The organism is Flavobacterium sp. FlaQc-57 (genome assembly GCF_044007395.1).
GTDB lineage: Bacteria > Bacteroidota > Bacteroidia > Flavobacteriales > Flavobacteriaceae > Flavobacterium.
In genome coordinates this window covers 12,652-36,066 of record NZ_JBIPDA010000001.1, presented here as the reverse complement: position 1 = coordinate 36,066, position 23,415 = coordinate 12,652, and the positions used below count along the sequence as shown (strand labels likewise).

Sequence of the window (23,415 nt, the reverse complement as noted above, 5' to 3'; positions counted from 1 at the left end):
TTTATGGAAGCACTTCTTATATTTATAGCAAAAGCAAGCGGATTGTTACTTCTGTTTTATTGTGCTTATTATTTTTTGCTGCGCGAAGAAACATTCTTTAATAGCAATAGATGGTTTTTATTAGCTGGTTTAATTACATCAGTTGTATTGCCTTTTTGGGTTTTTACTAAAATAGTATTGATAGACTCTGCCCCTATTTCAGATTTGAACTACACTCAAATAAATCCGGAAAATATAGTAAATGATTCTTTTCAAATCAATTGGAGCTTAATTTTTATTGCTGTTTATAGTATTGGTTTAGTAGGTTTTGTTGCAAAATTTGCCTTCGATTTTTATAGTTTAAACTCGATACTAAAAGGAAAAAAAATACAACAACAAGCTGATTTTAAGTTTGTAGATATCAAAGAGAACATTGCTCCTTTCTCCTATTTTGATTATATCGTTTACAACTCATCACTGTATAGCGAATCAGAATTAGAAAGCATTTTAGAGCACGAGAAAGTGCATAGTGATCAAAATCATACATTTGATGTATTGATTTCCAGAGTTTTCTGTGTATTATTTTGGTTCAATCCTCTAATTTGGTTTTACAAAAAAGCAATCGTTCAAAACCTTGAATTTATTGCTGATAAAGAAGCTGCTCAAAAAATATCAGATAAAAAAGCGTATCAATACACGCTTTTAAAAATTACGACACACGAGAATTGTCTCGCTATTACCAATCATTTTTATCAATCATTAATCAAAAAACGAATCGTTATGTTAAACAAAAATCAATCAAAAAAGAGTAATTTATGGAAGTATTGCACAATAATTCCAGCACTTACAGCCTTTATGTTTTTATTTCAGGTTGAAGTAATTGCAAAAGAAAAACAAGGAATTAATACTGAAATTTCCAAGAAAGGAATTAAATCTGTTGATGTTTTTAAAATCAGAAAAACAACGACAGATCAGGAATTAAAGCGTATTGCAGAAAATCTAAAACTAAATCACAATGTTGATTTAAAAGTTTCAGATCTAAAACGAAATTCAAAAAACGAATTAACAGCAATAAAAGTTGACGTAAAAAATGGTACTGAAGAAACTCAAAATTTTCAAATTGAAGGTTCGGAAGGAATTAAAGACTGCGGGATTATCGTTACAACAAGCGATAGTGGAACAAAGAAAATTAGTTTAATCACAGAAAATCAAACTGCTGAAGAACACAATGTAAAAATAATAAAAGTTCAAAACTCTAAAACGAATACTGATGTTAACACTAATTCTAATACTAGCACAAAAACTAATTGCACTACTGACACTAATACTGTTGTAAATGCTAATGTAAATACTACTGTAAATGCAGATACAAAAACTGCAACTACTGTTGTTGTAACTTCAAATGTGAACGAAAAGGCAACCTCAAATATTATAATTAGTCCTAGTTCTCAACCTAATATTCGTATTACATCTGACAAATTAATTATGGTAGACGGAGTAGTTGTTAATGGGTTAACAACTGAAGAACTTCAAAAGCTTCCTATAAAAACAATGAGTATATTTAAAGGTGCTGACGCAATCAGAAACTACGGTGAAGAAGGAAGAAATGGTGTAATTGTGATCGAAACTACAAAATAGTTGTATAGCATAAAAACTTAAATCATGCAAAAGCTAACCAACAAAGAAGAGGAAATCATGCATATTTTATGGAAGCTAAAAAAGGCTTTTGTAAAAGAAATTCAAACAGAAATCACCGAAGATCAGCCTCATTATAACACACTTTCGACTATTGTTAGAAACTTAGAAGAAAAAGGATATGTAGGTCACAATGCATTTGGAAATACACATCAATATTTTCCAATTGTAAGTATTGAAGATTACAGTAAAGGATTTATGAGTACAGCTATTGATAATTATTTCAACAGCTCTTATAAAAGTATGGTTTCATTTTTTGCTAAAGAAGAAAAAATTTCGGCAGCAGAGTTGCGTGAAATCCTCGCAATGATTGAAACTCCTCAAGAAGAAAAATAATCGTTATGGAAGCACTTTTCACCTTTATCGCAAAATCAAGCGGACTACTATTATTGTTTTATTGTGCCTATTATTTTTTATTACGCAAAGAAACATTCTTTAATAGCAGCAGATGGTTTTTATTGGCCGGTTTAATCACGTCAGTCGTCTTACCTTTTTTAGTTTACACCAAAATAATTTGGATTGAGCCTGCTCCTATTCAGGTTTCAGTATCAAAAACAATTCCAATTTTGAATTATTCTCAGACTTCAATTCCTCATAATATTCAAAATGAAACTTTTGATATCAATTGGAATTATGCAGTGTTAGCTATTTATGGTATCGGTTTTTTGACCCTAATCATCAAGTTTGCCATTGATTTCTATAGTCTAAGTTCTGTATTAAAAGGCAAAAAAATACACCAACAAGCAGACTTTAAATTTGTAGATATCAGCGAGAATATTGCTCCATTTTCTTATTTTGATTATATTGTTTACAACTCATCAATGTATACGGCTTCAGAATTAGAAAGTATTATTGAGCATGAAAAAGTGCATAGCGATCAGAATCATACTATAGACGTTTTAATTTCAAGAGTTTTCTGCGTGCTTTTTTGGTTCAATCCAATTATTTGGCTGTACAAAAAAGCCATTCTTCAAAACCTTGAATTCATAGCTGATAACGAAGCTGCCAAAAAAATATCCGACAAAAAAGCATATCAATACACGCTTTTAAAAATAACAACACACGAATCATGTGTTGCAATCACCAATCATTTTTATCAATCATTAATCAAAAAACGAATTGTCATGTTAAACAAAAATCAATCAAAAAAATCGAATTATTGGAAGTATTATGCGATACTTCCGGCACTTGTTGCTTTTGTACTGTTGTTTCAAATTAAAACCATTGCACAGGAAAAAGCAAGAAAAGAAAATCAGGAAATTACTGAGCCAGGTGATTCTCTGGATGTATTTAAAATCAAGAAAACTACAACGGATCAGGAATTAAAAGAAATGGCTGAAAAGTTAAAGAAAAAACATGATGCCGATGTTGTTATTTCTGATGTGAAAAGAAATTCAAAAAATGAATTAACAGCTATTAGAGTCGAAATCAAAAAAGGAAACGAAGAGACTCAAACTCTTCAAATTGAGGGTGACGAAGCTATTAAGAACTGTGGAATTGTTGTTTCTACTGAAGGTAATGGTTCAAAGAAAATTGGTATACTTACAGATGACGCAATTGATAAACCAATGGTAATTCATAATCGTGTCGTTAAAATTGGAGGATTTAACAGTCAAAATACGGGAGCTTTACCAGCTCCGCCAGTTCCTCCTACACCTCCTGCAACCGCAGCATTACCACCAGCACCAATTGCTCCGGTAATGCCTGTATTACCAAAAGACTTAGAGCTTCCTGCTCCGCCAAATATGTCAAAAATGCCAAAAGCTCCATCACCGCCAAAAAATCTTAAGGACAAAGTTGCGATGAAAAATTTCGAAAAAAAGATGGAGGAATTTGATAAAAAAATGGAGGCTTTTGAACCAAAAATGGCTGCTTATGAAAAGCAAGTAGACGAAATCATGTCTAAACGTGAAATTGTTTACGACAAAGAAATGGAAAAGTACGAAATTGCAATGGAAAAATTTGGAGCAGAGATGGACAAATATGGCGCCAGCATCGATCAGCAATTTGGAGATGATTTTGAAAAAAAGATGCAACAGTTTGAGAAAGACATGAAAGTTTATGAGAAAAACATGAAGGAACATGCGAAAGAAATGAAGAAATTTGAAAAAGAAAACAAAAGATCGTAACAATCAAAATGTTTATGAATATAACCAGTGTTAGAAGACACTGGTTTTTTTTAATCAAACATATAAATCATATTAATATTTTTATGTGTAACTATATTAAATCAACCAAAAAAGACTTTGCCCAACCGCAAAGTCTTTTTTTATATCTTTGACGAAAATCCCCAACTTATGTATAAAATCTTAGCCAAAATTAATAAAGTTCTTTTACCGAGTTTCACGAAACAAGGTTTGGACATCTCAAAAGCCAAAAAATGGCAAATGGCTATTATTGGCTACCGCGCTTTTGTTACGAAACGTGCTTTAGAATAAAAACAACAACAAATAACTTAATTGAAGTCAATCTCAACAATTCTTCTTAAGAAATAAGAAATTTTTACTTCTAAGCATATTTCTTGCTTCCTATTCCACAGATTACCATGAAAAATAAAGAATTCAATATCCCTCCTATTTATGCCGTGTTACTCGCTATTATTAGTGTACAATGTGGCGCCGCAATAGCAAAAACTTTATTTCCGGCCATCGGAGCAGCCGGAACAGCATCTATTAGAATTGGAGTTTCAGCAATAATTTTATTACTGGCTTATAGACCAAACTTAAGACAAATTACACCTAATCAATGGAAAATTGTAGTTCCTTATGGTTTGTCTTTAGGCGCAATGAATTTAATTTTTTATTTAGCAATCGAACGAATTCCAATTGGATTAGCCGTTACATTAGAATTTGTTGGACCTCTTTTAGTAGCTATAATTGGCTCAAGACGTTTAATTGATTATTGCTGGGTTTTATTAGCGGCAATCGGAATCGCTTTAATCGCTCCCTGGAATAATTCAAGTATAGACTTAATTGGTGTTATTTATGCGCTTTTGGCTGGTGCGCTGTGGGCAGCTTATATTGTTTTAGGTGGAAAAGTTTCTAAAATAATGAATGGTGGTCAAGCCGTTTCAACCGGAATGTTGTTTGCTGCTATTTTAATTTTACCATTTGGTTTCTACGAAAACGGATTAGCGAATCTTACTCCAAAACTTTTTGGAATGGGTATTGCGCTTGCTCTTTTATCAAGTGCCATACCATTTACGCTAGAAATGAAAGCACTGGGACAACTTCCTCCCCGTACATTTAGTATTTTAATGAGTTTAGAACCTGCTGCAGCTTCTGTATGTGCTTTCATATTTTTGCAAGAACATTTAAGTTTTTATCAAATACTGGCTGTTGTTTGCGTAGTTATTGCCTCTGCCGGATCAACGTTAACGGCAAAAAGATAAATAAAAAAAGTCCTGTAAATACAGGACTTTTTTTGTTCTTAAAGTTTTTATTGAATTATTTTTTAGGCAATAAAACCGTATCAACTACATGAATTACACCATTCGATTGATTAACATCTGCAATTGTAACTTTAGCTTTATTTCCGCTTTCGTCGCTAATGTATAAATCTTTTCCTTTCATCCAGGCAGTTAGAGTTCCACCGCTAACAGTTTTAAGAGTAGCTTTTCCATTTCCTGCTTTAATTGCTTTTGCAATATCTGAAGCATTCATTTTTCCTGCAACGACATGATAGGTCAAGATCGTTTGAAGCATTTTTTTGTTTTCAGGTTTTAGTAGTGTTTCAACAGTACCTTTTGGTAATTTATCAAATGCTGCATTTGTTGGGGCAAAAACGGTAAATGGTCCTTTTCCTTCTAGTGTTTCAACTAATCCTGCAGCTTTTACAGCGGCTACAAGTGTAGTGTGATCTTTTGAGTTTACTGCATTTTCAATAATATTTTTATTAGGATACATTGCAGCTCCACCAACCATTACAGTTTTTTGAGCAAATGATGTGAATCCAAATCCTAATGCTAAGATTGTAACGGCTAAAAATTTTCTAGTTTTCATAATGAATGTTTTAAGTTATAAGCTCATTTACGGGATAGTTTTCGGTTTGGTTTTACTAAATCTTCAAAAAGGTTTTCAAAACAGTATAAAAACTTCAAAAACATCTGAGAAACAGCATATTAATTCATGATATTTTTTAAAATGTTTTTTCGAATTCGCAATCTAATTGTATTACTTTTATTACTAACTTTAGTAGCAATTAGATTTATTTATGTAAAATTTACAGGAGAAGGGAAAAAGTCAAAATAGAACAATAAAAGTTATTGCAATTATGATTGCCAGTATTTGCCTCTTCTTTGTGGTGTTTTTTATAGTAACTGTAAAATTGTCAGAACCAACCGTAATGACTTTAAATTTACCGCAAACAGATGAGAATATTAGCCATTCAAGACTTGGCGAACATAATGTGATTACGATTTTACTGGGTAAAAACAGTAAAATAATCTATTATGGAGGACCTTTAGATTCTCCGGTAATTTCACCGAAAGAAACAAAATATGGGGAAAATGGAATACGAAAAGAATTGATTCAACAAAATAAGAGCATGCAAGCAAATTCTTCAAAACTTCATAAATCTAAAAAACTAATTGTAATCATAAAACCCAGCTCAAAATCAACCTATAAAAATCTAGTTGATATTTTAGATGAAATGGCCATTACCAATGTTCAAAATTATGCCATTGTAAAAGATTTTACACCTGAGGAAGAAAAATTATTAGCTTCAAAATAATTTCAAAATTAACTTAAACCAAATTCTATGCAAAATTTACCTAAAAAAGTGCGAAGTAAAAAGCTAAATACTAGAGTTGATTTAACAGCAATGGTCAGTATTTCTTTTTTGTTGATTATATTTTTTATGGTTACAATTGAGTTGTCTAAACCAAAAATGTTGGAACAAGACTTTAGATATCGCGGTGGCTGCGGTCCTGAGCCTGAATGTAACAAACCAGATGAGAATAGAATAATGACTATTCTACTTGACGGAAATAATAAAATAATTACCTATTCGGGCTTACTTTTCGTTCCAATTGATGGACTAAAAGAAACTAAATTTGGCAAAAACGGAATTAGAAAGGAGTTACTAAATAGAAATAAAATAGTTTTAGAATATTCGGCTCAACGAGGTAAACCCGGAAGAGGAATTACAGTTATTATTAAACCAGGCAAAAACTCAAACTATGGAAATTTAGTTGATATTTTAAATGAAATGAAAATAACAGGCATAAATTCTTATTCTATTTTAAACGAATTTACTCCGGAAGAATCAAAATTATTGGCTGTTAAATAAATTACTTCCTAATAGAAGCGCGCTTCGACTTCGCTCAACGTGACAACCTGAAACTTGAAACAAAGAAAACCTGAAACAAAAAAAAAGAGTATAAAAAAAGTCCCACATTGCTGTGGGACTTTCTATTTAGAGGAAACTAAGAATTATTTTTTCTCAGTTTTTTCCATTTTAGCTTTTAATGCAGCTAATACATCATTGTTATCTCCTAAAGTTGCAGCTGGTGCATTTGTAGATGAAGCAGATGAAGTATTTTCAGTTGCAGCTTTCACGTTTTTCTCTTCTTCTTCACGGAAGATAGCAGTGTGAGAAGCAACTACTCTTTTGAATTCTTTGTTAAATTCGATTACTTTGAAATCAGCAGTATCACCTTTTTTCAATTTCTTTCCGTCTTCTTTTTCAAGGTGACGAGTAGGAATGAAAGCAACGATATCATCTCCGAATTCTACAGTAGCTCCTTTGTCAACGATTTCAGAAATTTCACCATTGTGGATAGTTCCTACAGCGAAAGAATCTTCGTATTGATCCCAAGGATTAGCAGTAGTTTGTTTGTGACCTAAAGATAATTTACGTCCTTCAACATCTAATTCTAATACAACTACATCAAGTTTCTCACCAACATTTACAAATTCAGATGGATGTTTGATTTTCTTAGTCCAAGATAAGTCAGAGATGTAAATTAATCCATCAATTCCTTCTTCTAATTCTACGAAAATACCAAAGTTTGTAAAGTTTCTAACGATACCTGTATGTTTAGAACCTACTGGGTATTTAGAAGTAATGTCAGTCCATGGATCTTGAGTCAATTGTTTGATACCTAATGACATTTTACGGTCATCTCTATCTAAAGTTAAGATAACAGCCTCAACAACATCTCCAACTTTTACGAAATCTTGTGCAGAACGTAAATGAGTTGACCATGACATTTCAGAAACGTGGATTAAACCTTCAACACCTTCAGCAACTTCGATAAATGCACCGTAATCAGCGATTACAACTACTTTACCTTTTACTTTATCACCAATAGTTAAATTAGCATCTAAAGCATCCCATGGGTGAGCGTTTAATTGTTTCAATCCTAATTGAATTCTTGTTTTCTCATCATCGAAATCAAGGATTACAACGTTTAATTTTTGGTCTAATTCAAGAACTTCACTTGGGTGGTTGATTCTACTCCAAGAAAGGTCAGTAATGTGAATTAATCCATCAACACCACCTAAGTCAATAAACACACCATAAGAAGTAATGTTTTTAACAACACCTTCTAATACTTGTCCTTTTTGTAATTGACCGATGATTTCTTTTTTCTGTACTTCGATATCAGCTTCGATAAGCGCTTTATGAGATACAACAACGTTTTTGAATTCGTGGTTAATTTTTACCACTTTGAATTCCATCATTTTGTTTACATATACATCGTAGTCTCTAATTGGCTTAACGTCAATTTGAGAACCAGGTAAGAAAGCTTCAATTCCGAAAACGTCAACGATCATACCACCTTTAGTTCTGCATTTTACAAAACCATTAACGATTTCTCCTGTTTCGTTTGCAGAAATAACTCTATCCCATGATTTGATAGTACGTGCTTTTCTGTGAGATAATACTAATTGACCTGTTTTGTCCTCACGGATGTCGATTAATACTTCTACTTTATCACCTACTTTTAAAGCTGGGTTGTAACGGAATTCGTTTAAAGAAATAACACCTTCCGATTTTGCGTTGATATCAACGATAACGTCTCTATCTGTAATTCTAACAACTACACCTTCAACTACTTCTTCTTGATCTGTAGCGATGAAAGTTTTTGATACTAAGTCTTCGAATTCTTGTAAGTTTTTCTCATCTACTGCATCGATACCTTCTTCGAAGTTATGCCAGTTAAAATTTGCTAAAAACTCTTCTTGTGATTTTAATTGTTCAGACATGCTGATAAAAAATTTGTATTCTGTTTTTCTTGAGTTTCTCAAAGCGATAGAAAAAACAGAAGTTGTTTTACATAAATAGTTGATACCTAAAGGAAACTCTTCTCTGCCAAAAGGTGTGCAAAATTAATATATTTATTTGTAATAGCAAAACAATTCTAAATGATTATCAGCCAATTGTTCAGGAGTAGCAAATTTCGGGTTTTTCAAGACCTGAAGTCCCGCTATCCGTTTCAATCTTTTGTGCCTCTCTAAGCCTCGGGATCAGCACAAAAGGATTTCCACTTCTATCGGGGCTAGATTAGATACTTAGTAGTATTTAAGTTCAAATTTAAAGCCAAACCTAACAGATTTTTAAAACCTGTTAGGTTTCCAATAGAAATATAATTTTCCTTATTTTTATCTCATGACTATGAAACTCGAAGAAATAAAACAAAAAATAGAAACTTTCCATAAAAACGGGCAAGTTATCAACGCTGTTTATTGGCTTTTAAAAAAGTACAATCTTAAAAACTCAAATCTTAAAGGGTTTGAATTTAGGGAAAAAGCAAAACCAGACTTTATCCTCATGACCACTGAAGGTGAATTTGGTGAGCCACAAATTATCAGAATTCCAGAAAACACTTTTGAATTTCCCTTAGAGTTAATGCTTATTCTGATTGCTCACGAAATGGTTCACGTCAATCAAAAAACAGTTAAACCTTATGTATTAGACAAAAACGAGCGAGAATGGCAGGCTTATTATGAAATGAATTTTCACATTCTATTTCCTCAAATTCCTGAAATCTCAAATTTTCACAAGAAGTTTTTCGCCCAAAAAGGTTTAGAATACTACAACCGAATGGGCGAAGATTCTGAACTTCAACAAAAATATGCCAAACAAAAGAAGCAAGTAGAAGACTTGATTGCTTCGCTGGGATAATTTCTTTAAACAAGAAACCCGACAAGTTTTAAAAACTTATCGGGTTTAGTATATATAATCAACTTTTTAAAAGTTTTATATTTTAATGACTCAAATTCTCAATTTCCTTTGGATCATGTTTATGTTTAAACAAAACAGCAAAAGCAATCGCAATTACTAATGCATATGCAGCAAACGACAACCAGATTGTGTGCCAGTCTTTCATTAAAATTGGATTGGTAAAAATTCCGTCTGCCGAAATTGAATTCCCTTGCTCTTTTACAAAATCCAACATTTTTGAATTTGTTGTGTCTGTTTGTAAAAAACCAGCTAATTCAGAAGTATTGCGAAATGATTTTGTAAAGAAACGATCAATTGCCCAACCCGAAGTTAAACTTCCTAGAACCGCTCCTACTCCATTTGTCATCATCATAAATAAACCTTGCGCAGACGAACGAATTTTAGAATCTGTATTACTTTCTACAAATAAAGAGCCCGAAATATTAAAGAAATCAAATGCCATTCCGTAAACGATACAAGACATAATAATCATCCATAAACCTCCAACTGGATCTCCAAAAGCAAATAATCCGAAACGTAGAACCCAAGCCAACATACTAATCAACATTACTTGCTTAATTCCAAAACGTCTTAAGAAAAACGGAATAGCTAAAATAAATAAGGTTTCAGAAACCTGAGATATCGACATAATAATTGTCGAATACTGAATTACGAATGAATCAGCATATTTTGGAAAATGTTTGAATTCATCTAAGAAAACATCCCCATAAGCATTTGTCAATTGCAAAGCGCCTCCTAAAAACATTGAGAACACAAAGAACAAAGCCATTTTATAATTGCCAAATAATTTAAAAGCTTCTAAGCCTAGAGTTTCAACCAATGTTGCGTTTTCTTTAGTCAGTCTTTGTGGTTTACATTTTGGCAATGTAAAAGCATAAATTCCAAGAATTATTGCTCCAACACCAGCAATATAAAACTGATATTCAGTTGCTTTACTTCCACTTAAATTAGTAATCCACATAGCTGCAATAAAACCAATAGTTCCCCAAACACGAATTGGCGGAAAATCTTTTACAATATTTTTATTGTTTAATTTTAAAGAAGTATAGGATATTGAATTACTTAAAGCAATTGTTGGCATATAACAACACATTGCAGCAAACATTACATAAATAAAATTGTCCGGTGTAGTTACATGTGCAATACCAAATAACACTAATGCGTATGCAATATGCAAAGCACCATACAATTTTTCGGCATTTATCCATCTATCTGCAATAATTCCCGTTAAAGTTGGCATGAATAAAGAAGCAATTCCCATGGTTCCGAAAACAAGACCAAACTGGGTTCCTTCCCAATTTTTAGTTCCAAACCAATAATTTCCAATTGTTATAAGCCAGGCTCCCCAAACAAAAAATTGAAGAAAGCTCATTATAATCAACCTGTTTTTAATTCCCATATGATGAAATTGTCTTTTTAGTAAAAATGAAGCGGTAAAACTACCATTAAAAATAATATCTACAAAAAATTAAATCGTTTTAACAACATCATTTACTAATTCTAATACTGCTTCAAATTGTTCTTCTCTATTTAAGTAAGAATTATCTATTTCAATTGCGTCATCAGCAATTATCAATGGTGAATCTTCGCGGTGTGTATCTATATAATCTCGCTCGACAACATTTTTCAAAACATCCTCATAAGACACATCATCTCCTTTTTGCTGTAGTTCATCAAAACGTCTTTGCGCACGGGTTTCGGCACTGGCAGTCATGAAAATTTTAAGTTCAGCATCTGGAAAAACTACAGTACCTATATCTCTACCATCCATAACTATAGCTTTATTTTTTCCCATTTCTTGTTGTTGCTCTACTAATTTAGAACGCACTTCAGAAACCTCGGCAACTTTACTTACAAAATTTGAAACCTCAATAGTTCTAATTTGTTTTTCAATATTCTCGCTATTCAGATACATTTCAGCAAAACCCAAATCAATATTGAACTTAAATTCCAATTGAATTTTAGGTAAAGCTTCAATCAATGATTTTTTGTCAAAAAAATCAGTTTTTATAAGTTGATTTTGCATTGCAAAATATGTTACTGCGCGGTACATTGCTCCCGTATCAACATAAACATATTCCAACTCTTTTGCTAACTGTTTGGCTAAAGTGCTTTTTCCTGTTGATGAGTATCCATCAATTGCAATGGTAATTTTTTTCAATTTTTTATTTTTTAAATTTTAATTTCTTTATAGCTTCTGCTCACCTTTAATAATAAATACTCATCAAAATATCTGATTCTGAGTTGTCAATTATTTTAGCCATTCTTGCAAAATACTTTTTGTTGACCATGGGACAGCCGTAGCTATTGCAAATATATCCTTTTTGCTCTTCATATGGAACATCAAAGTAGTAATGAAAAACAATATCCCGAATGAATGCGTTGCTATTTGTTTTATCTAATCCGTACATTTTATAAGCTTTTCCAAACTTTCCATTATAATGATTTCCGATCGAATATTTTCCTAATGAAGTACTTAGCGAATTGGGAACATTACTAAATTGCAGCTTTCCTTTAGTACCTGTTTCAGATCCGGAACCGTGCGCTACTAAACCCTGATCAATAATTTTATTATTTACCAGATCATAAACAAAGAAACGATTCTTACCCGAAGGTATTTTCATGTCAATAAAAAATGCGATCTTATTATTATACTTTGAACCGTTACCTATTATTCTTTTAATTTCATTGATATGAGTTTCGTCAATCTTTTTATCAATTATTAGCGAAGATTTACCTAATAACTTATCATCGTTGTTTTTAAAAACAATTTTATATCCAATAAAAAACAACAGTAACACAAGAAAAACAAAAAAGATCTTCTTCATAAATAACCGTAAAATTGATTCGCTAAAATTTAATAAAAAATAATTTCAGTCATAAAAAATACTGTTGGCAAAACGCACAACAGTAGTTATTTTTATTGAAATTGGATAATAAGATTTTTTAATAATAAACATCTAAGATGATCTTAGATTTTGAAGTATCGATTAATTTTTCGATTCGTTTAAAAAATTGTTCGTTTACCATAGGACATCCATGACTGTTACTTATGTAATAATCCTGCTCCTCATATGGTACCGCCGAGTAGTAATGTAAAACAATAGCTCTTTTTAAAGCATTATTGTTGGTTTCATCTAAGCCATTTAGCTTATATGATTTCCCAAAAGAACCTTTATAACATTTTTCGATAGCGTATCGTCCTAATGCAGTACAGTTTGAGTTTGGTTCATTGCTAAATTTCAAATTCCCTTTAGTACCTGTTTCAGATCCGGAACCGTGTGCTACCAAACCTTGATCAATAATTTTATTATTCACAAGATCATAAACAAAAAAACGATTCTTACCCGAAGGTATTCTCATGTCAACGAAAAAAGCAATTTTAGTATTGTACTTAGAATCAATACTAATCATATCTCTTATCTCGTTTACTCTACTGTTAATTCTTTCTACTTCAAAATTGGTTATGGTAGTTTCCTTTTTTAAGTAAGATCTTGAGCCCGTAAAAAACCCTACAGTTAAAAACAAAAATAAACTGACTATTTTCATATAACTATTGAAAATTTAAAATTAAACCAAAAAGACTTGTATTTGCCGCCAATGTATATCTCGAATAGGAATAATTAAACTTTAACTTATTCATCTTTAAACCAAATCCTAACGAAATGCCTGAAAAGTTACGTTGTTCATCAACTCTTAACTCTTCTCCTCTTCTAAAATTATAACCTAAACGCAAATTAAATGCTTTTTTCGGGAAAAGCTCCAAACCCACAACAACGTGTCTCAATGCATTATTTACAAATGAAACTTTTTCATTACTAGTTGATCCGTCAATGTTAGTTTCTCCACGAACAGGGTTCGAAAAAGAGATATTCCATTGTTGCAAATTCTCTAAAGTAAGATGCCAACGAAGAGGAACATGTTCTAATTCTTGCGAAACACCAGCAACGATTTCAAATGGTAATTTTTCTTGTATTCCGGAATAAGTTGTAAACTGCGTTCCCATATTACGAAATACTAGGGCCAAATTTACATTATTTTTTTCAATTTGATACATAATTCCCACATCAATTGCACCACCTATCGAATTGTAACTCTCTAAAGTTGATGTTATTAGCTTCGCATTAGCACCAATATGCAAGTCTGTATAAGGAATATTGTAAGCGTATCCTAGTGATAGTGCGCCTTCGCTTCCTGTAAAATCTGATGTTGCCTGACCATTTTCATCATAACCTTCAAACGAACCATAATTTACATAACTTACTCCTGCATAAAAAGTTTGCACGTGTCTATCGTAAGTATATGCGTACGAAGCAGTTCCGTAAGATGCTTCTCCATAATAACTACCATAATTCATTGCAAGGTGATTGTCCATATCTTCATTTAAAGCTGCCGGATTAGACATCACTTGATTGACATCTTCATCATAAATGGTTATTATTTTTCCACCCAAAGCTGCTTGTCTTGGCGAGGTTGTTAAATTTAGAAATTGATAGGTGTAACGTCCTCCAATTTGTCCGAAGGAAACCGAACAAACCAACATAAAAAAAAGTAAATTAACTTGTTTTAGCATGCTTTTGAGGCGATTCCTATTAAGAGGATAACGCAAATGCGAAGATAAAATTATAAATTATAAAAAATCAAATTCCAAAAAATAAATTGCAAGTACTAATTAAGCGCAAATTCTAATAAAAAAATCCAAATCCCAATACTGAAAATCATCAGATTGGAATTTGGATCTTAAAATATTGGAACTTACATTGAAGTTTTATTTCAATGTTTTTGCATTTTTAACGCTTTGATCAGTAAGAGCCAAAGCCAAAACTTCGCTCATTTCTTTTACATAATGAAAAGTCAAACCTTCTAAATACTCCGCTTTGATTTCATCAATATCACTTTTATTTTCGTGACATAAAATAATTTCTTTAATTCCGGCTCTTTTAGCTGCAAGTATTTTTTCTTTAATACCACCAACTGGTAAAACTTTCCCACGTAGGGTAATTTCTCCCGTCATTGCTAAACTTTTCTTCACTTTCTTTTGAGTAAGTAAAGAAACTAAAGAAGTCAACATTGCAATACCGGCACTTGGACCGTCTTTTGGTGTTGCTCCTTCCGGAACGTGTAAATGAATGTTATACTTCTGGAATAACTCAACGCTTAAACCTAGCTTTTTAGCATTTGCTTTAATGTACTCTAGAGCAATCGTAGCCGATTCTTTCATGACATTTCCAAGGTTTCCTGTAATTGTCAAAGATCCTTTTCCTTCAGAAATTAATGATTCTATAAATAAAATATCACCACCAACACTTGTCCAGGCAAGACCTGTAACTACACCGGCAATATCATTATTTTCGTATTTATCACGCTCTAGTCTTGGTACGCCTAATACTTTTACGATATCTTCGTCAGTTACTTTTTTATTGTACTCCTCTTCCATCGCTACAGATTTTGCTGCATTACGGATAACTTGTGCAATTTTAGTTTCTAAATTACGAACACCAGATTCACGTGTGTATCCTTCAACAATTTTCTCCAATTGTTTTTTGCCAATTGTCAAATCTTTATTCGTCAATCCGTGAGCTTCCAGTTGTTTTGGAAATAAATGTCTTTTTGCAATCTCTACTTTTTCTTCAATAGTATAACCTGACATTTTAATCACTTCCATTCTGTCACGCAATGCCGGCTGAATTGACGACATATTGTTTGATGTTGCAATGAACATAACTTTAGATAAATCATATCCCATTTCAAGGAAATTATCATAAAAAGCATTGTTTTGCTCCGGATCTAAAACTTCTAATAAAGCTGAAGACGGATCTCCGCTGTTTCCGCTGGATAATTTATCTATTTCGTCTAAAATAAAAACAGGATTTGATGTTCCGGCTTTCTTTAAACTTTGAATAATTCTACCCGGCATTGCACCAATATAGGTTTTTCTGTGCCCGCGAATCTCTGCTTCATCACGCAATCCACCTAATGAAATACGTACATATTCGCGACCAAGTGCCTCAGCCACTGAACGACCAATAGATGTTTTTCCAACTCCCGGAGGCCCTGTCAAGCAAATAATTGGCGACTTCATATCGTTACGAAGTTTTAATACTGCCAAATGTTCAATCATTCTTTTCTTAACTTCTTCAAGTCCAAAATGATCTTTATCTAATATTTTTTGAGCATGTTTTAAATCGAATTTATCTTTAGAATACTCACCCCAAGGCAACTCTAAAAACAACTCTAAGTAGTTTCTTTGAATTCCAAAATCTGGAGATTGCGGATTCATACGGCGCATCTTAGATAATTCTTTTTCGAAATGTTTTTGCGTTTTTTCGTCCCATTTTTTGGTTTTCGCTTTCAGTCCCATTTCGTCCATTTCTTCCTCTTGCGAAACGCCTCCCAATTCTTCCTGAATGGTTTTCATTTGCTGATGCAAGAAATACTCACGTTGCTGTTGGTCTAAATCAAAGCGGACTTTTGACTGAATATCATTCTTCAATTCTAGTTTTTGAAGTTCAATATTCATGTAACGCAATGTTTCTAATGCGCGATCTTTTAATCCGTTTATCGATAGTAAGCCTTGTTTTTCTTTTACCGATAAATTCATATTAGAAGAAACAAAATTGATCAGGAACGACTGACTTTCAATGTTCTTGATCGCAAAAGTCGCTTCTGAAGGAATATTAGGACTTTCTTTTATAATTTGAATCGCCAATTCTTTTACAGAATCTAAAATTGCTGTAAACTCGCTGTCATTTTCATCAGGACGCTCTTCTGAAACCTCTTTAATAGTTGCGGTAATATAAGGCTCTTCTGAAACAACTTCATCAATCTCAAAACGTTTTTTTCCCTGTAAAATAACTGTAACGTTTCCGTCAGGCATCTTTAAGACACGAAGAATTCTGGCAACAGTACCAATTTTATGAATATCATCTTTTGATGGATCTTCGTCTTCTTCATTAATTTGAGAAACTACTCCAATGATCTTTCCTCCCGCATTGGCGTCGTTAATTAATTTTATCGATTTATCTCTTCCTGCCGAAATTGGAATTACTACTCCAGGAAATAAAACTGTATTACGTAAAGGTAAAATAGGTAACGAAAGCGGAAGCTCTTCGTTGTTCATTTCCTCTTCGTCTTCTGGAGTTAATAATGGAATCAATTCTGCTTCTGAATCAAATTCTTGAAGTGACAGATTGTCAATTGTAAGTATTTTATGGTTTGACATAATAATATATAAGTCGTTTTGTCATTAAAAATTTAATACTAACTGTAAATGCAACTTCACATTTGGTAGTTTTTCCTAAAAACAGTATAAGTGTTTCATTTACATGATAGGCCGTAAAAATAGACAATCATTATGCCAAAAGCAAAAAAGACTGTTTTGAAATTTAGTTCTCAATAGCAATTAATATAGTAAATAGGTCAATTTTGAAAAAAAATACAATTAATTTTATCAAAAGTGTAACAAATTAAAAAAGGCAAAGTCATTATAAAAAACTAGCAACCATTACTTGAGTATAACTAACCAAAATATCGAAGAATTAATCACGCTTTGTAAGGAGAACAATCAAAAGGCTCAATTCGAAGTTTACAATCGTTACTGTAAAGCTATGTACAATGTCGCATACCGCATTGTTAAAGACGAACATTTTGCACAAGACGTCATGCAAGAAGGATTTCTTAAGGCTTTTACAAAAATTAATGACTACAAACAAGAAGTGGCATTTGGTGCGTGGTTAAAGAAAATAATCATCAATTATAGTATTGATTTTTATAAAAAGAATACTGCTTTTCAAATTGAAGATTTGAGCAAAACACTTTACAAGATAGAAGAAAATGACAGCTTTTTTTCTGAAAATATAGATTTGAATTCTCTGAAGGTGAAACAAGTTTTAGATACCATATTAAGCTTAAAAGATAATTATCGGATGGTATTGACACTTTTTTATATCGAGGGCTACGATCAGGAAGAAATAAGCGAGATTTTGAATATTAGTTATGCCAACTGCCGGACAACACTAAGCAGAGCAAAAGAAGGTTTACGAAAAAAATTAGAGGAAGTATGAAATCGCCACTAAAGTCAAGTTTGTGCAAGCAAACACTATTTAATAAAAAGGCAATATCACGTAACAACTCTAAAAAATAAATTTTGGATATATGAAAAAGGAAAATGACAGTTTAGATCAATTGTTTGAAAAATTTGAGAATCAATGGGATGTACAGAAAATGAATTCTGATCATCAGCTTGACTTTTTAAACAAATTAAATAAAAAACAACCTAAGAAAAAGAATTATGCTGTTTGGGCAATTGCTGCTTCAATTGTGGTGCTTTTGGGTGTATCGCTTTTTTACAATAATATAGAAAAACCTAAAGAATTCAAGTTTGCATCAAAAGAAACGCAACGAACTGATTCTATATTTAGCATTTTAATTGATAACGAGCTAGTTAAATTAAAAGAAAAGAGTTCTCCTGAAAACGAACAAATTATTAATGATGCATTAAAACAAATGAAAGTTTTTGATGCTGATTATGCCAAAATTATAACTGAATTGCAAAAAAATGGCGAAAACAAACAAATTATCTACGCCATGATAAGCAACTTACAAACCCGTATTTCTTTTTTACAAACTGTTTTACAACGCATTGAAGAAAATGAAAAATTTAAAAACACTACTGATGAAAAAACATTATAACATACTGGTTTTATTCCTTTTGATTCCTTTTTTAGGATTTTCAAACGATGACACTTTTATTTCAAAACAAAAAAACATTAAAAAAACCTATATTGTTAATTCGAATGCCAGAATTGATATTGATAACAGATACGGAAACATCTCTGTAAGTACCTGGGATGAAGATAAAATTGACCTTGATATCATAATTAAAGTTTCTGGCGGAAATGAAAATTGGGTAAATGAAAAACTGAATAGTATTGATGTTGATATTACAGCTTTAAAATCAATGGTTACTGCAATTACCAAAATTGGAAACTCTTCTTTAAAAAGTAAAGGAAGCAGCAATAGTTTTGAGATAAACTATGTGATAAAAATTCCGAAAAACGGAACTGTAAAATTGGTTAATAAATATGGAAATATTACTGCGCTGAGTCTGGAAGGTACTACGGATATTATGTGTAAATATGGAAAAGTTACTCTCGGAAAATTAAACAATTCGAACAATCGAATTCAAATTGAATATTGTCAAAATTCAACAATCGATTATATTAAAAACGGATCTATCGAAGCGCGTTATTCAGGATTAAGGATTAACGATTCGGGGAATTTAAATCTTGATACAAATTACACTGATTTGACAGTTTCAGATACTCAAAACATTAAATATGATTGCAATTACGGGACTTTAAAGTTTCAAAAAGTCAATTCGTTTACCGGATCAGGAAATTATCTAACAATTTCGATTGCCGAAATTTCAAACAGTATTAACTTAGATACTAATTATAGTAAATTTCATGTTGGTCTTATAAATGAAAAAGCAAATAATGTAAATATTAATTCCGGTTATTCAGATGTTTCATTGGGTTACGATACAAATTATGCTTTTGATTTTGATATTAATACTAGATATGGAGGCATCAAAAGTGATAACTCTTTAGATATTTTGGTAAACGAAACCAAAAATACCAGTAAAAGAATTAGCGGCTTCAATAAGAAAAAAGGTCAGAATAAAGTAATTATTACTTCGAATTACGGAAATGTAACATTAATCAAAAAACAATAATCTTAAAAAATTAAAGCAATGAAAAAATTAATACAATTAGTAGTTTGTGGCGCATTTTTAATAAGTTTTACAGCTAATGCGCAATCGAATAAAATTAGTGGAAACGGTAAAGTAACAACCGATACAAGAACAACAGCCGAATATGATGCAATAAAAATTTCGGGTTCTTTTGATGTGGATTTGGTTTCCGGAAAAGAGGGTAAAATTATTTTGAAAGGAGAAGAAAACATTTTAGCGGCCATTGTTGTTGAAGTGGAAGAAAACACTTTAAAAATTTACGTGAAGAGAAACACTAATATCCGTTCAAGTTTTGGTAAAAAAGTTCAGGTAACTGTTCCGTTTGAAAAAATTTCAGAATTGAGCTTGGCAGGTTCGGGAGATATTCAGTCAAAAGACACAATTAAAAATGATAAATTCACAGCAAAGCTTTCAGGATCAGGTAATTTTAATCTGGCAGTTGATTCAAACTCTTTAGAACTTAATCTAAGCGGATCAGGAAATGTTCATTTAAAAGGAATTGCAGACAATTTTACCACAAAACTTTCAGGATCTGGTGATATTGATGCAGGAAATCTAAAATCAAAAAATGTTGATGTCAACGTTTCTGGGTCTGGAAACAGCAAAGTAAACTGTAATGAAACTTTAACTGCAAGAGTTTCCGGTTCAGGTGACATTAAGTATAGCGGAAATCCTGAGAAACGCGATGTAAAAGTTTCTGGTTCAGGAAATATTTCAAAAGCATAATTTTACTCCAAGCTCAATAATAAAAGAATTTTCAAAAATCATCTAATCAAAAATCAAAAAATGAACAGAATAATTCTTCTTTTACTATTGAGCTTTAATTTTACTCTTTACAGTCAGCAAAAACAGAACCAAATTCTGGAGAAGGAAATTTTTGCAGCAATAACAAAAACCGGCACCAATTTGTTAAAAACGTCAAAGGCACATTCTGTTTCTATTGCTGTTGTAAACAATGGTAAATCATATACCAGGCATTTTGGTGTAATCGACAAAGAGAAACAAAGCAAAGCCAATAATAACACTCTATTTGAGATAGCATCAGTAACCAAAGTTTTTACTGGAACTTTAATGGCAAATGCTGTTCTTGAAGGAAAAATAAATTTGGATGACGATATTAGAAAATATCTAAATGAACCTTTTTCTAATTTGGAATTCAACGAAAATCCAATCCGAATTAAAGATTTATTGACGCATAGAACCGGTATTTTAACTCCTTTTCCTGATACCAAAGAAATTCGTCAAAAATATAGTCCTGACAGTTTTTTAGTTCACAAAAACAGGCTGGATAAATCGTATACTAAAAGTGATTTTTTTAATGCTTTAAGAAAAGTAAAAGTCGATACATTACCTGGAACAACTTTTAAATATGGTGCTCTTGGACCCGAATTATGCGCTCATATTTTAGAAAATGTTTATAAAAAGAATTTTGAAGATCAATTACATCAAGTGATTTTTGACAGGTCGAAAATGAAATCAACAAGAATTAAACTTAATAAGAATGATATAGTTGCAAATGGTTATAATGAAAGTGAATTATTAATGACGCCACTTTCAAGCAATCTTTGGGGTGCATCAAAAATGCTTAAATCAACCATTAATGATCTGACAAAATTCATCAAATTTGAACTAGATCGAAATAACAAAATAGTATTAGAATCACATCGAAAAATTGCAAAAAATCCGGATATGGGCTATTTTTGGGAGATTCAAACCGATGATGACGGCAATACTGTTTATGCAAAAGATGGTGGCTCAAATGGAACTCAAAACATTTTAAAAATATTTCCCGAGTCTAATTTTGGTTTTGTAATTATCATGAACCAAAGTGATAAAAATTCAGGAACTTATCTTGAATCTGCAGTAAATAATTTATTGAATGAATTAAAGCAGAGATAATAACTGAAAGTTCTGCTCTAGAAAAAACAATCTAAAAATCTACACAACATGAGACGGACAATTCTAATGTTCCTTCTGACGCTTTCTTGTGCCCTATCTTTTGCTCAAAGAACAAAAGATTCGCAAAAAACAGTCAATCAAATTAACTCTTTAGACAGCTTAAAAAAAAGCACGTCAGAAATGATGGTAAAATATAATCTTAAAGGATTAAGTGTAGCGGTATTTGAAAATTATAAAATAATCTGGACGAACGAATGGGGAGTAAAAGCTTCTGATTCTAATGATAAAATCGATCACAATACTGCCTTTTCCACCGCTTCGATTTCAAAACCAATTGTTGCGATTGTGTGTGCGATGCTGGAAGAAAAAGGATTAATCAATTTAGACGATCCTATCAATAATTACCTTAAAAGATGGAAGCTGCCAAAGAACCATTTTACTGACGGAAATGACGTAACATGGAACATGCTTTTATCACATACGGCAGGAACAAGCCAGGGTGGTTTTGAAGATTATTATTTAGGTGATTCGATACCAACTATTGTACAAAGTTTACAAGGAAAATTATTACCCAGATCTAAAAAACCAATCGAATTTCTTTTTAAACCAGGAACAAACTGGGAATATAGCGGAGGTGGTTACGTAATTATTCAGTGTGCACTTGAAGATCATCTTAAAAAACCTTTGGCACAAATTGTAAAAGATAATATTATTGATCCTTTACGCTTGCAAAATTCTACTATGATTCAGCCAAATGAACAAGGATTCTTGACGAATATTGCAAAAGTTCATAACGGTAAAGGTGAAATTATAAGAACCGGAAGACCAATTACACCGCAAGTTGCACCATCTGGTTTATGGTCTACTCCTACCGATTTAGCATTAATTGCCATTGAAATGCAAAAAGCTTTATCAGGAAAAGACAATAAGATAATATCGACAGCAGTTTCAAAAAAAGTAACTGATATTGTAACTATGAATGGCCCGCGTGGCTGGAGTTATGGATGGCAAAGAAGCTTAGGCTTTGGAAATCAAGAATGGTTTTCGCATGATGGCTCAAACACCGGAACTGGAGGCGATTTATTAGCAACAATGAAAAAAGGTAACGGAATTGCAGTTTTGGCTAATGGTGACAAACCCAATCGTTTGCCTGTAATGTGTTATATTGAAAAAGAGATTATTACGAGACTTCATTGGAACAAACCAATTAATGAAACAGAAAAAGTTCCTTCGGCATTAAAAGAAGCTATAAAAGGTTATTACACTGAAATATTGTATGGTTACGACAGATTAGGAACGACTAAAATTTTCGAAGAAAACAATCATTTGTACCTTAATTCACCTTATTTAAAAGATAATTTTGACGTCGAAAAAAATAAAATGTACTACATTGGAAATAATAGTTTTAGAGTCGAAAATTATCCAAATACCATTCAGTTTAATTTAGATCAAAATAAACTCATCGCATTAACTATTTCCAGACCAGATTGTACTCAAAAAATTTTAGATCTTTCTCTATCTGAAATAAGAACGCCACAAACTCAGCTTATTGAAATTTTTAGCGAAAATGATTTTACAACAGCTTTAAATCAATTCAAAAAATTAAAGTTGAAATATCCTGATCACAATTTTGAAGAAAATCTGAATAATTTTGGATACAGTTCTTTTAATAAAAAACAGATTGAACTTTCTATTCAAATTTTCACACTTAATTGTTCTGAATATCCTGAATCGGCCAATGCTTTTGACAGTTTAGGAGAAGTTTACGAAGCGACTGGAAAACTGCAACTTGCCAAACAAAACTATCAAAAATCATTAGAATTAAATCCGAAAAATGAAAATGCAAAGCAAATGATTCTAAAAATCAATACTCAGCTTCAATCAAAATAAGTTTAATA

General features: G+C 31.9%; 22 protein-coding genes. 14 read left to right on the top strand and 8 right to left on the bottom strand.

What is annotated here, in order from left to right:
- The first annotated feature begins 3 nt into the window (after window positions 1–3).
- From ACHRVZ_RS00165 to ACHRVZ_RS00145, 5 genes are all read left to right on the top strand, one after another.
- Window positions 4–1,617: a M56 family metallopeptidase gene (locus ACHRVZ_RS00165; protein WP_395419955.1), complete on the top strand. Its 1,614-nt coding sequence runs from the start codon at window positions 4–6 to the stop codon at window positions 1,615–1,617.
- A 24-nt stretch (window positions 1,618–1,641) separates the two neighbouring features.
- On the top strand, window positions 1,642–2,010 hold the full coding sequence (locus ACHRVZ_RS00160; RefSeq protein WP_395419953.1) for a BlaI/MecI/CopY family transcriptional regulator: 369 nt from the start codon (window positions 1,642–1,644) through the stop codon (window positions 2,008–2,010).
- A 5-nt stretch (window positions 2,011–2,015) separates the two neighbouring features.
- Complete coding sequence (locus tag ACHRVZ_RS00155) at window positions 2,016–3,803, top strand: M56 family metallopeptidase (protein WP_395419952.1); 1,788 nt, start codon at window positions 2,016–2,018, stop codon at window positions 3,801–3,803.
- A 168-nt stretch (window positions 3,804–3,971) separates the two neighbouring features.
- A complete protein-coding gene (locus tag ACHRVZ_RS00150) occupies window positions 3,972–4,112 on the top strand; it encodes a hypothetical protein (RefSeq protein ID WP_041518154.1) in 141 nt (46 codons plus the stop codon).
- A 107-nt stretch (window positions 4,113–4,219) separates the two neighbouring features.
- Window positions 4,220–5,065: an EamA family transporter gene (locus tag ACHRVZ_RS00145; protein ID WP_395419950.1), complete on the top strand. Its 846-nt coding sequence runs from the start codon at window positions 4,220–4,222 to the stop codon at window positions 5,063–5,065.
- A 55-nt stretch (window positions 5,066–5,120) separates the two neighbouring features.
- Here the strand turns inward: ACHRVZ_RS00145 and ACHRVZ_RS00140 are convergent, their stop codons facing one another.
- Entirely contained in the window at window positions 5,121–5,675 is a 555-nt protein-coding gene (locus ACHRVZ_RS00140) for a fasciclin domain-containing protein (RefSeq protein ID WP_395419949.1), read from the bottom strand.
- A 271-nt stretch (window positions 5,676–5,946) separates the two neighbouring features.
- Between ACHRVZ_RS00140 and ACHRVZ_RS00135 the strand changes: the two genes are divergently transcribed.
- Entirely contained in the window at window positions 5,947–6,405 is a 459-nt protein-coding gene (locus ACHRVZ_RS00135; protein WP_395419948.1) for an ExbD/TolR family protein, read from the top strand.
- A 27-nt stretch (window positions 6,406–6,432) separates the two neighbouring features.
- Window positions 6,433–6,963, top strand: coding sequence for an ExbD/TolR family protein (locus tag ACHRVZ_RS00130; protein WP_395419947.1), 531 nt, complete (start codon window positions 6,433–6,435; stop codon window positions 6,961–6,963).
- Between the two features lie 143 nt (window positions 6,964–7,106).
- On the opposite strand, the gene rpsA is transcribed toward ACHRVZ_RS00130, so the two are convergent.
- The gene (gene rpsA, locus ACHRVZ_RS00125) at window positions 7,107–8,885 is read right to left on the bottom strand and encodes a 30S ribosomal protein S1 (protein ID WP_395419946.1); all 1,779 of its coding nucleotides are present in this window, start codon (window positions 8,883–8,885) and stop codon (window positions 7,107–7,109) included.
- 409 nt (window positions 8,886–9,294) lie between these two features.
- Between rpsA and ACHRVZ_RS00120 the strand changes: the two genes are divergently transcribed.
- Complete coding sequence (locus ACHRVZ_RS00120; RefSeq protein WP_395419945.1) at window positions 9,295–9,804, top strand: hypothetical protein; 510 nt, start codon at window positions 9,295–9,297, stop codon at window positions 9,802–9,804.
- An 82-nt stretch (window positions 9,805–9,886) separates the two neighbouring features.
- Here ACHRVZ_RS00120 and ACHRVZ_RS00115 read toward each other — a convergent pair whose 3' ends face one another.
- The 6 genes from ACHRVZ_RS00115 to lon form a co-directional block, all read right to left on the bottom strand.
- Window positions 9,887–11,263 (bottom strand): nucleoside permease, encoded by a 1,377-nt coding sequence (locus ACHRVZ_RS00115; RefSeq protein WP_395419944.1) that lies wholly within the window; start codon window positions 11,261–11,263, stop codon window positions 9,887–9,889.
- Window positions 11,264–11,332: 69 nt separating this feature from the next.
- Window positions 11,333–12,025: a (d)CMP kinase gene (gene cmk / locus ACHRVZ_RS00110; RefSeq protein ID WP_395419943.1), complete on the bottom strand. Its 693-nt coding sequence runs from the start codon at window positions 12,023–12,025 to the stop codon at window positions 11,333–11,335.
- 46 nt (window positions 12,026–12,071) lie between these two features.
- Window positions 12,072–12,692: a murein L,D-transpeptidase catalytic domain-containing protein gene (locus ACHRVZ_RS00105; protein ID WP_395419942.1), complete on the bottom strand. Its 621-nt coding sequence runs from the start codon at window positions 12,690–12,692 to the stop codon at window positions 12,072–12,074.
- A gap of 118 nt (window positions 12,693–12,810) precedes the next feature.
- Window positions 12,811–13,413, bottom strand: coding sequence for a murein L,D-transpeptidase catalytic domain-containing protein (locus tag ACHRVZ_RS00100; protein WP_395419941.1), 603 nt, complete (start codon window positions 13,411–13,413; stop codon window positions 12,811–12,813).
- 4 nt (window positions 13,414–13,417) lie between these two features.
- Window positions 13,418–14,437, bottom strand: coding sequence for a type IX secretion system protein PorQ (gene porQ / locus ACHRVZ_RS00095; RefSeq protein WP_395419940.1), 1,020 nt, complete (start codon window positions 14,435–14,437; stop codon window positions 13,418–13,420).
- A 195-nt stretch (window positions 14,438–14,632) separates the two neighbouring features.
- Window positions 14,633–17,086 (bottom strand): endopeptidase La, encoded by a 2,454-nt coding sequence (lon, locus tag ACHRVZ_RS00090; RefSeq protein WP_395419938.1) that lies wholly within the window; start codon window positions 17,084–17,086, stop codon window positions 14,633–14,635.
- Window positions 17,087–17,372: 286 nt separating this feature from the next.
- On the opposite strand from lon, the gene ACHRVZ_RS00085 reads away from it, so the two are divergent.
- The 6 genes from ACHRVZ_RS00085 to ACHRVZ_RS00060 all read left to right on the top strand — a co-directional run bounded on the left by ACHRVZ_RS00085 (window position 17,373) and on the right by ACHRVZ_RS00060 (window position 23,407).
- Complete coding sequence (locus ACHRVZ_RS00085) at window positions 17,373–17,927, top strand: RNA polymerase sigma factor (RefSeq protein ID WP_395419937.1); 555 nt, start codon at window positions 17,373–17,375, stop codon at window positions 17,925–17,927.
- Between the two features lie 91 nt (window positions 17,928–18,018).
- Window positions 18,019–18,555, top strand: coding sequence for an anti-sigma factor (locus ACHRVZ_RS00080; RefSeq protein ID WP_395419936.1), 537 nt, complete (start codon window positions 18,019–18,021; stop codon window positions 18,553–18,555).
- A complete protein-coding gene (locus ACHRVZ_RS00075) occupies window positions 18,539–19,600 on the top strand; it encodes a hypothetical protein (protein WP_395419935.1) in 1,062 nt (353 codons plus the stop codon). Before ACHRVZ_RS00080 ends, ACHRVZ_RS00075 begins: the two co-directional genes overlap by 17 nt.
- Window positions 19,601–19,618: 18 nt before the next feature.
- Complete coding sequence (locus ACHRVZ_RS00070; RefSeq protein WP_395419934.1) at window positions 19,619–20,344, top strand: head GIN domain-containing protein; 726 nt, start codon at window positions 19,619–19,621, stop codon at window positions 20,342–20,344.
- A gap of 60 nt (window positions 20,345–20,404) precedes the next feature.
- A complete protein-coding gene (locus tag ACHRVZ_RS00065; protein ID WP_395419933.1) occupies window positions 20,405–21,517 on the top strand; it encodes a serine hydrolase domain-containing protein in 1,113 nt (370 codons plus the stop codon).
- A gap of 48 nt (window positions 21,518–21,565) precedes the next feature.
- Window positions 21,566–23,407: a serine hydrolase gene (locus tag ACHRVZ_RS00060; RefSeq protein WP_395419932.1), complete on the top strand. Its 1,842-nt coding sequence runs from the start codon at window positions 21,566–21,568 to the stop codon at window positions 23,405–23,407.
- The last annotated feature ends 8 nt before the right edge of the window (window positions 23,408–23,415 follow it).

What these genes read in the sequence shown, in the direction of transcription:
- ACHRVZ_RS00165 (WP_395419955.1), top strand. Translation starts at nt 4, where the DNA reads ATGGAAGCACTTCTTATATTTATAGCAAAAGCAAGCGGATTGTTACTT.
- ACHRVZ_RS00160 (WP_395419953.1), top strand. Translation starts at nt 1,642, where the DNA reads ATGCAAAAGCTAACCAACAAAGAAGAGGAAATCATGCATATTTTATGG.
- ACHRVZ_RS00155 (WP_395419952.1), top strand. Translation starts at nt 2,016, where the DNA reads ATGGAAGCACTTTTCACCTTTATCGCAAAATCAAGCGGACTACTATTA.
- ACHRVZ_RS00150 (WP_041518154.1), top strand. Translation starts at nt 3,972, where the DNA reads ATGTATAAAATCTTAGCCAAAATTAATAAAGTTCTTTTACCGAGTTTC.
- ACHRVZ_RS00145 (WP_395419950.1), top strand. Translation starts at nt 4,220, where the DNA reads ATGAAAAATAAAGAATTCAATATCCCTCCTATTTATGCCGTGTTACTC.
- ACHRVZ_RS00140 (WP_395419949.1), bottom strand. Translation starts at nt 5,675, where the DNA reads ATGAAAACTAGAAAATTTTTAGCCGTTACAATCTTAGCATTAGGATTT.
- ACHRVZ_RS00135 (WP_395419948.1), top strand. Translation starts at nt 5,947, where the DNA reads ATGATTGCCAGTATTTGCCTCTTCTTTGTGGTGTTTTTTATAGTAACT.
- ACHRVZ_RS00130 (WP_395419947.1), top strand. Translation starts at nt 6,433, where the DNA reads ATGCAAAATTTACCTAAAAAAGTGCGAAGTAAAAAGCTAAATACTAGA.
- rpsA (WP_395419946.1), bottom strand. Translation starts at nt 8,885, where the DNA reads ATGTCTGAACAATTAAAATCACAAGAAGAGTTTTTAGCAAATTTTAAC.
- ACHRVZ_RS00120 (WP_395419945.1), top strand. Translation starts at nt 9,295, where the DNA reads ATGAAACTCGAAGAAATAAAACAAAAAATAGAAACTTTCCATAAAAAC.
- ACHRVZ_RS00115 (WP_395419944.1), bottom strand. Translation starts at nt 11,263, where the DNA reads ATGGGAATTAAAAACAGGTTGATTATAATGAGCTTTCTTCAATTTTTT.
- ACHRVZ_RS00105 (WP_395419942.1), bottom strand. Translation starts at nt 12,692, where the DNA reads ATGAAGAAGATCTTTTTTGTTTTTCTTGTGTTACTGTTGTTTTTTATT.
- ACHRVZ_RS00100 (WP_395419941.1), bottom strand. Translation starts at nt 13,413, where the DNA reads ATGAAAATAGTCAGTTTATTTTTGTTTTTAACTGTAGGGTTTTTTACG.
- porQ (WP_395419940.1), bottom strand. Translation starts at nt 14,437, where the DNA reads ATGCTAAAACAAGTTAATTTACTTTTTTTTATGTTGGTTTGTTCGGTT.
- lon (WP_395419938.1), bottom strand. Translation starts at nt 17,086, where the DNA reads ATGTCAAACCATAAAATACTTACAATTGACAATCTGTCACTTCAAGAA.
- ACHRVZ_RS00080 (WP_395419936.1), top strand. Translation starts at nt 18,019, where the DNA reads ATGAAAAAGGAAAATGACAGTTTAGATCAATTGTTTGAAAAATTTGAG.
- ACHRVZ_RS00075 (WP_395419935.1), top strand. Translation starts at nt 18,539, where the DNA reads ATGAAAAAACATTATAACATACTGGTTTTATTCCTTTTGATTCCTTTT.
- ACHRVZ_RS00070 (WP_395419934.1), top strand. Translation starts at nt 19,619, where the DNA reads ATGAAAAAATTAATACAATTAGTAGTTTGTGGCGCATTTTTAATAAGT.
- ACHRVZ_RS00065 (WP_395419933.1), top strand. Translation starts at nt 20,405, where the DNA reads ATGAACAGAATAATTCTTCTTTTACTATTGAGCTTTAATTTTACTCTT.
- ACHRVZ_RS00060 (WP_395419932.1), top strand. Translation starts at nt 21,566, where the DNA reads ATGAGACGGACAATTCTAATGTTCCTTCTGACGCTTTCTTGTGCCCTA.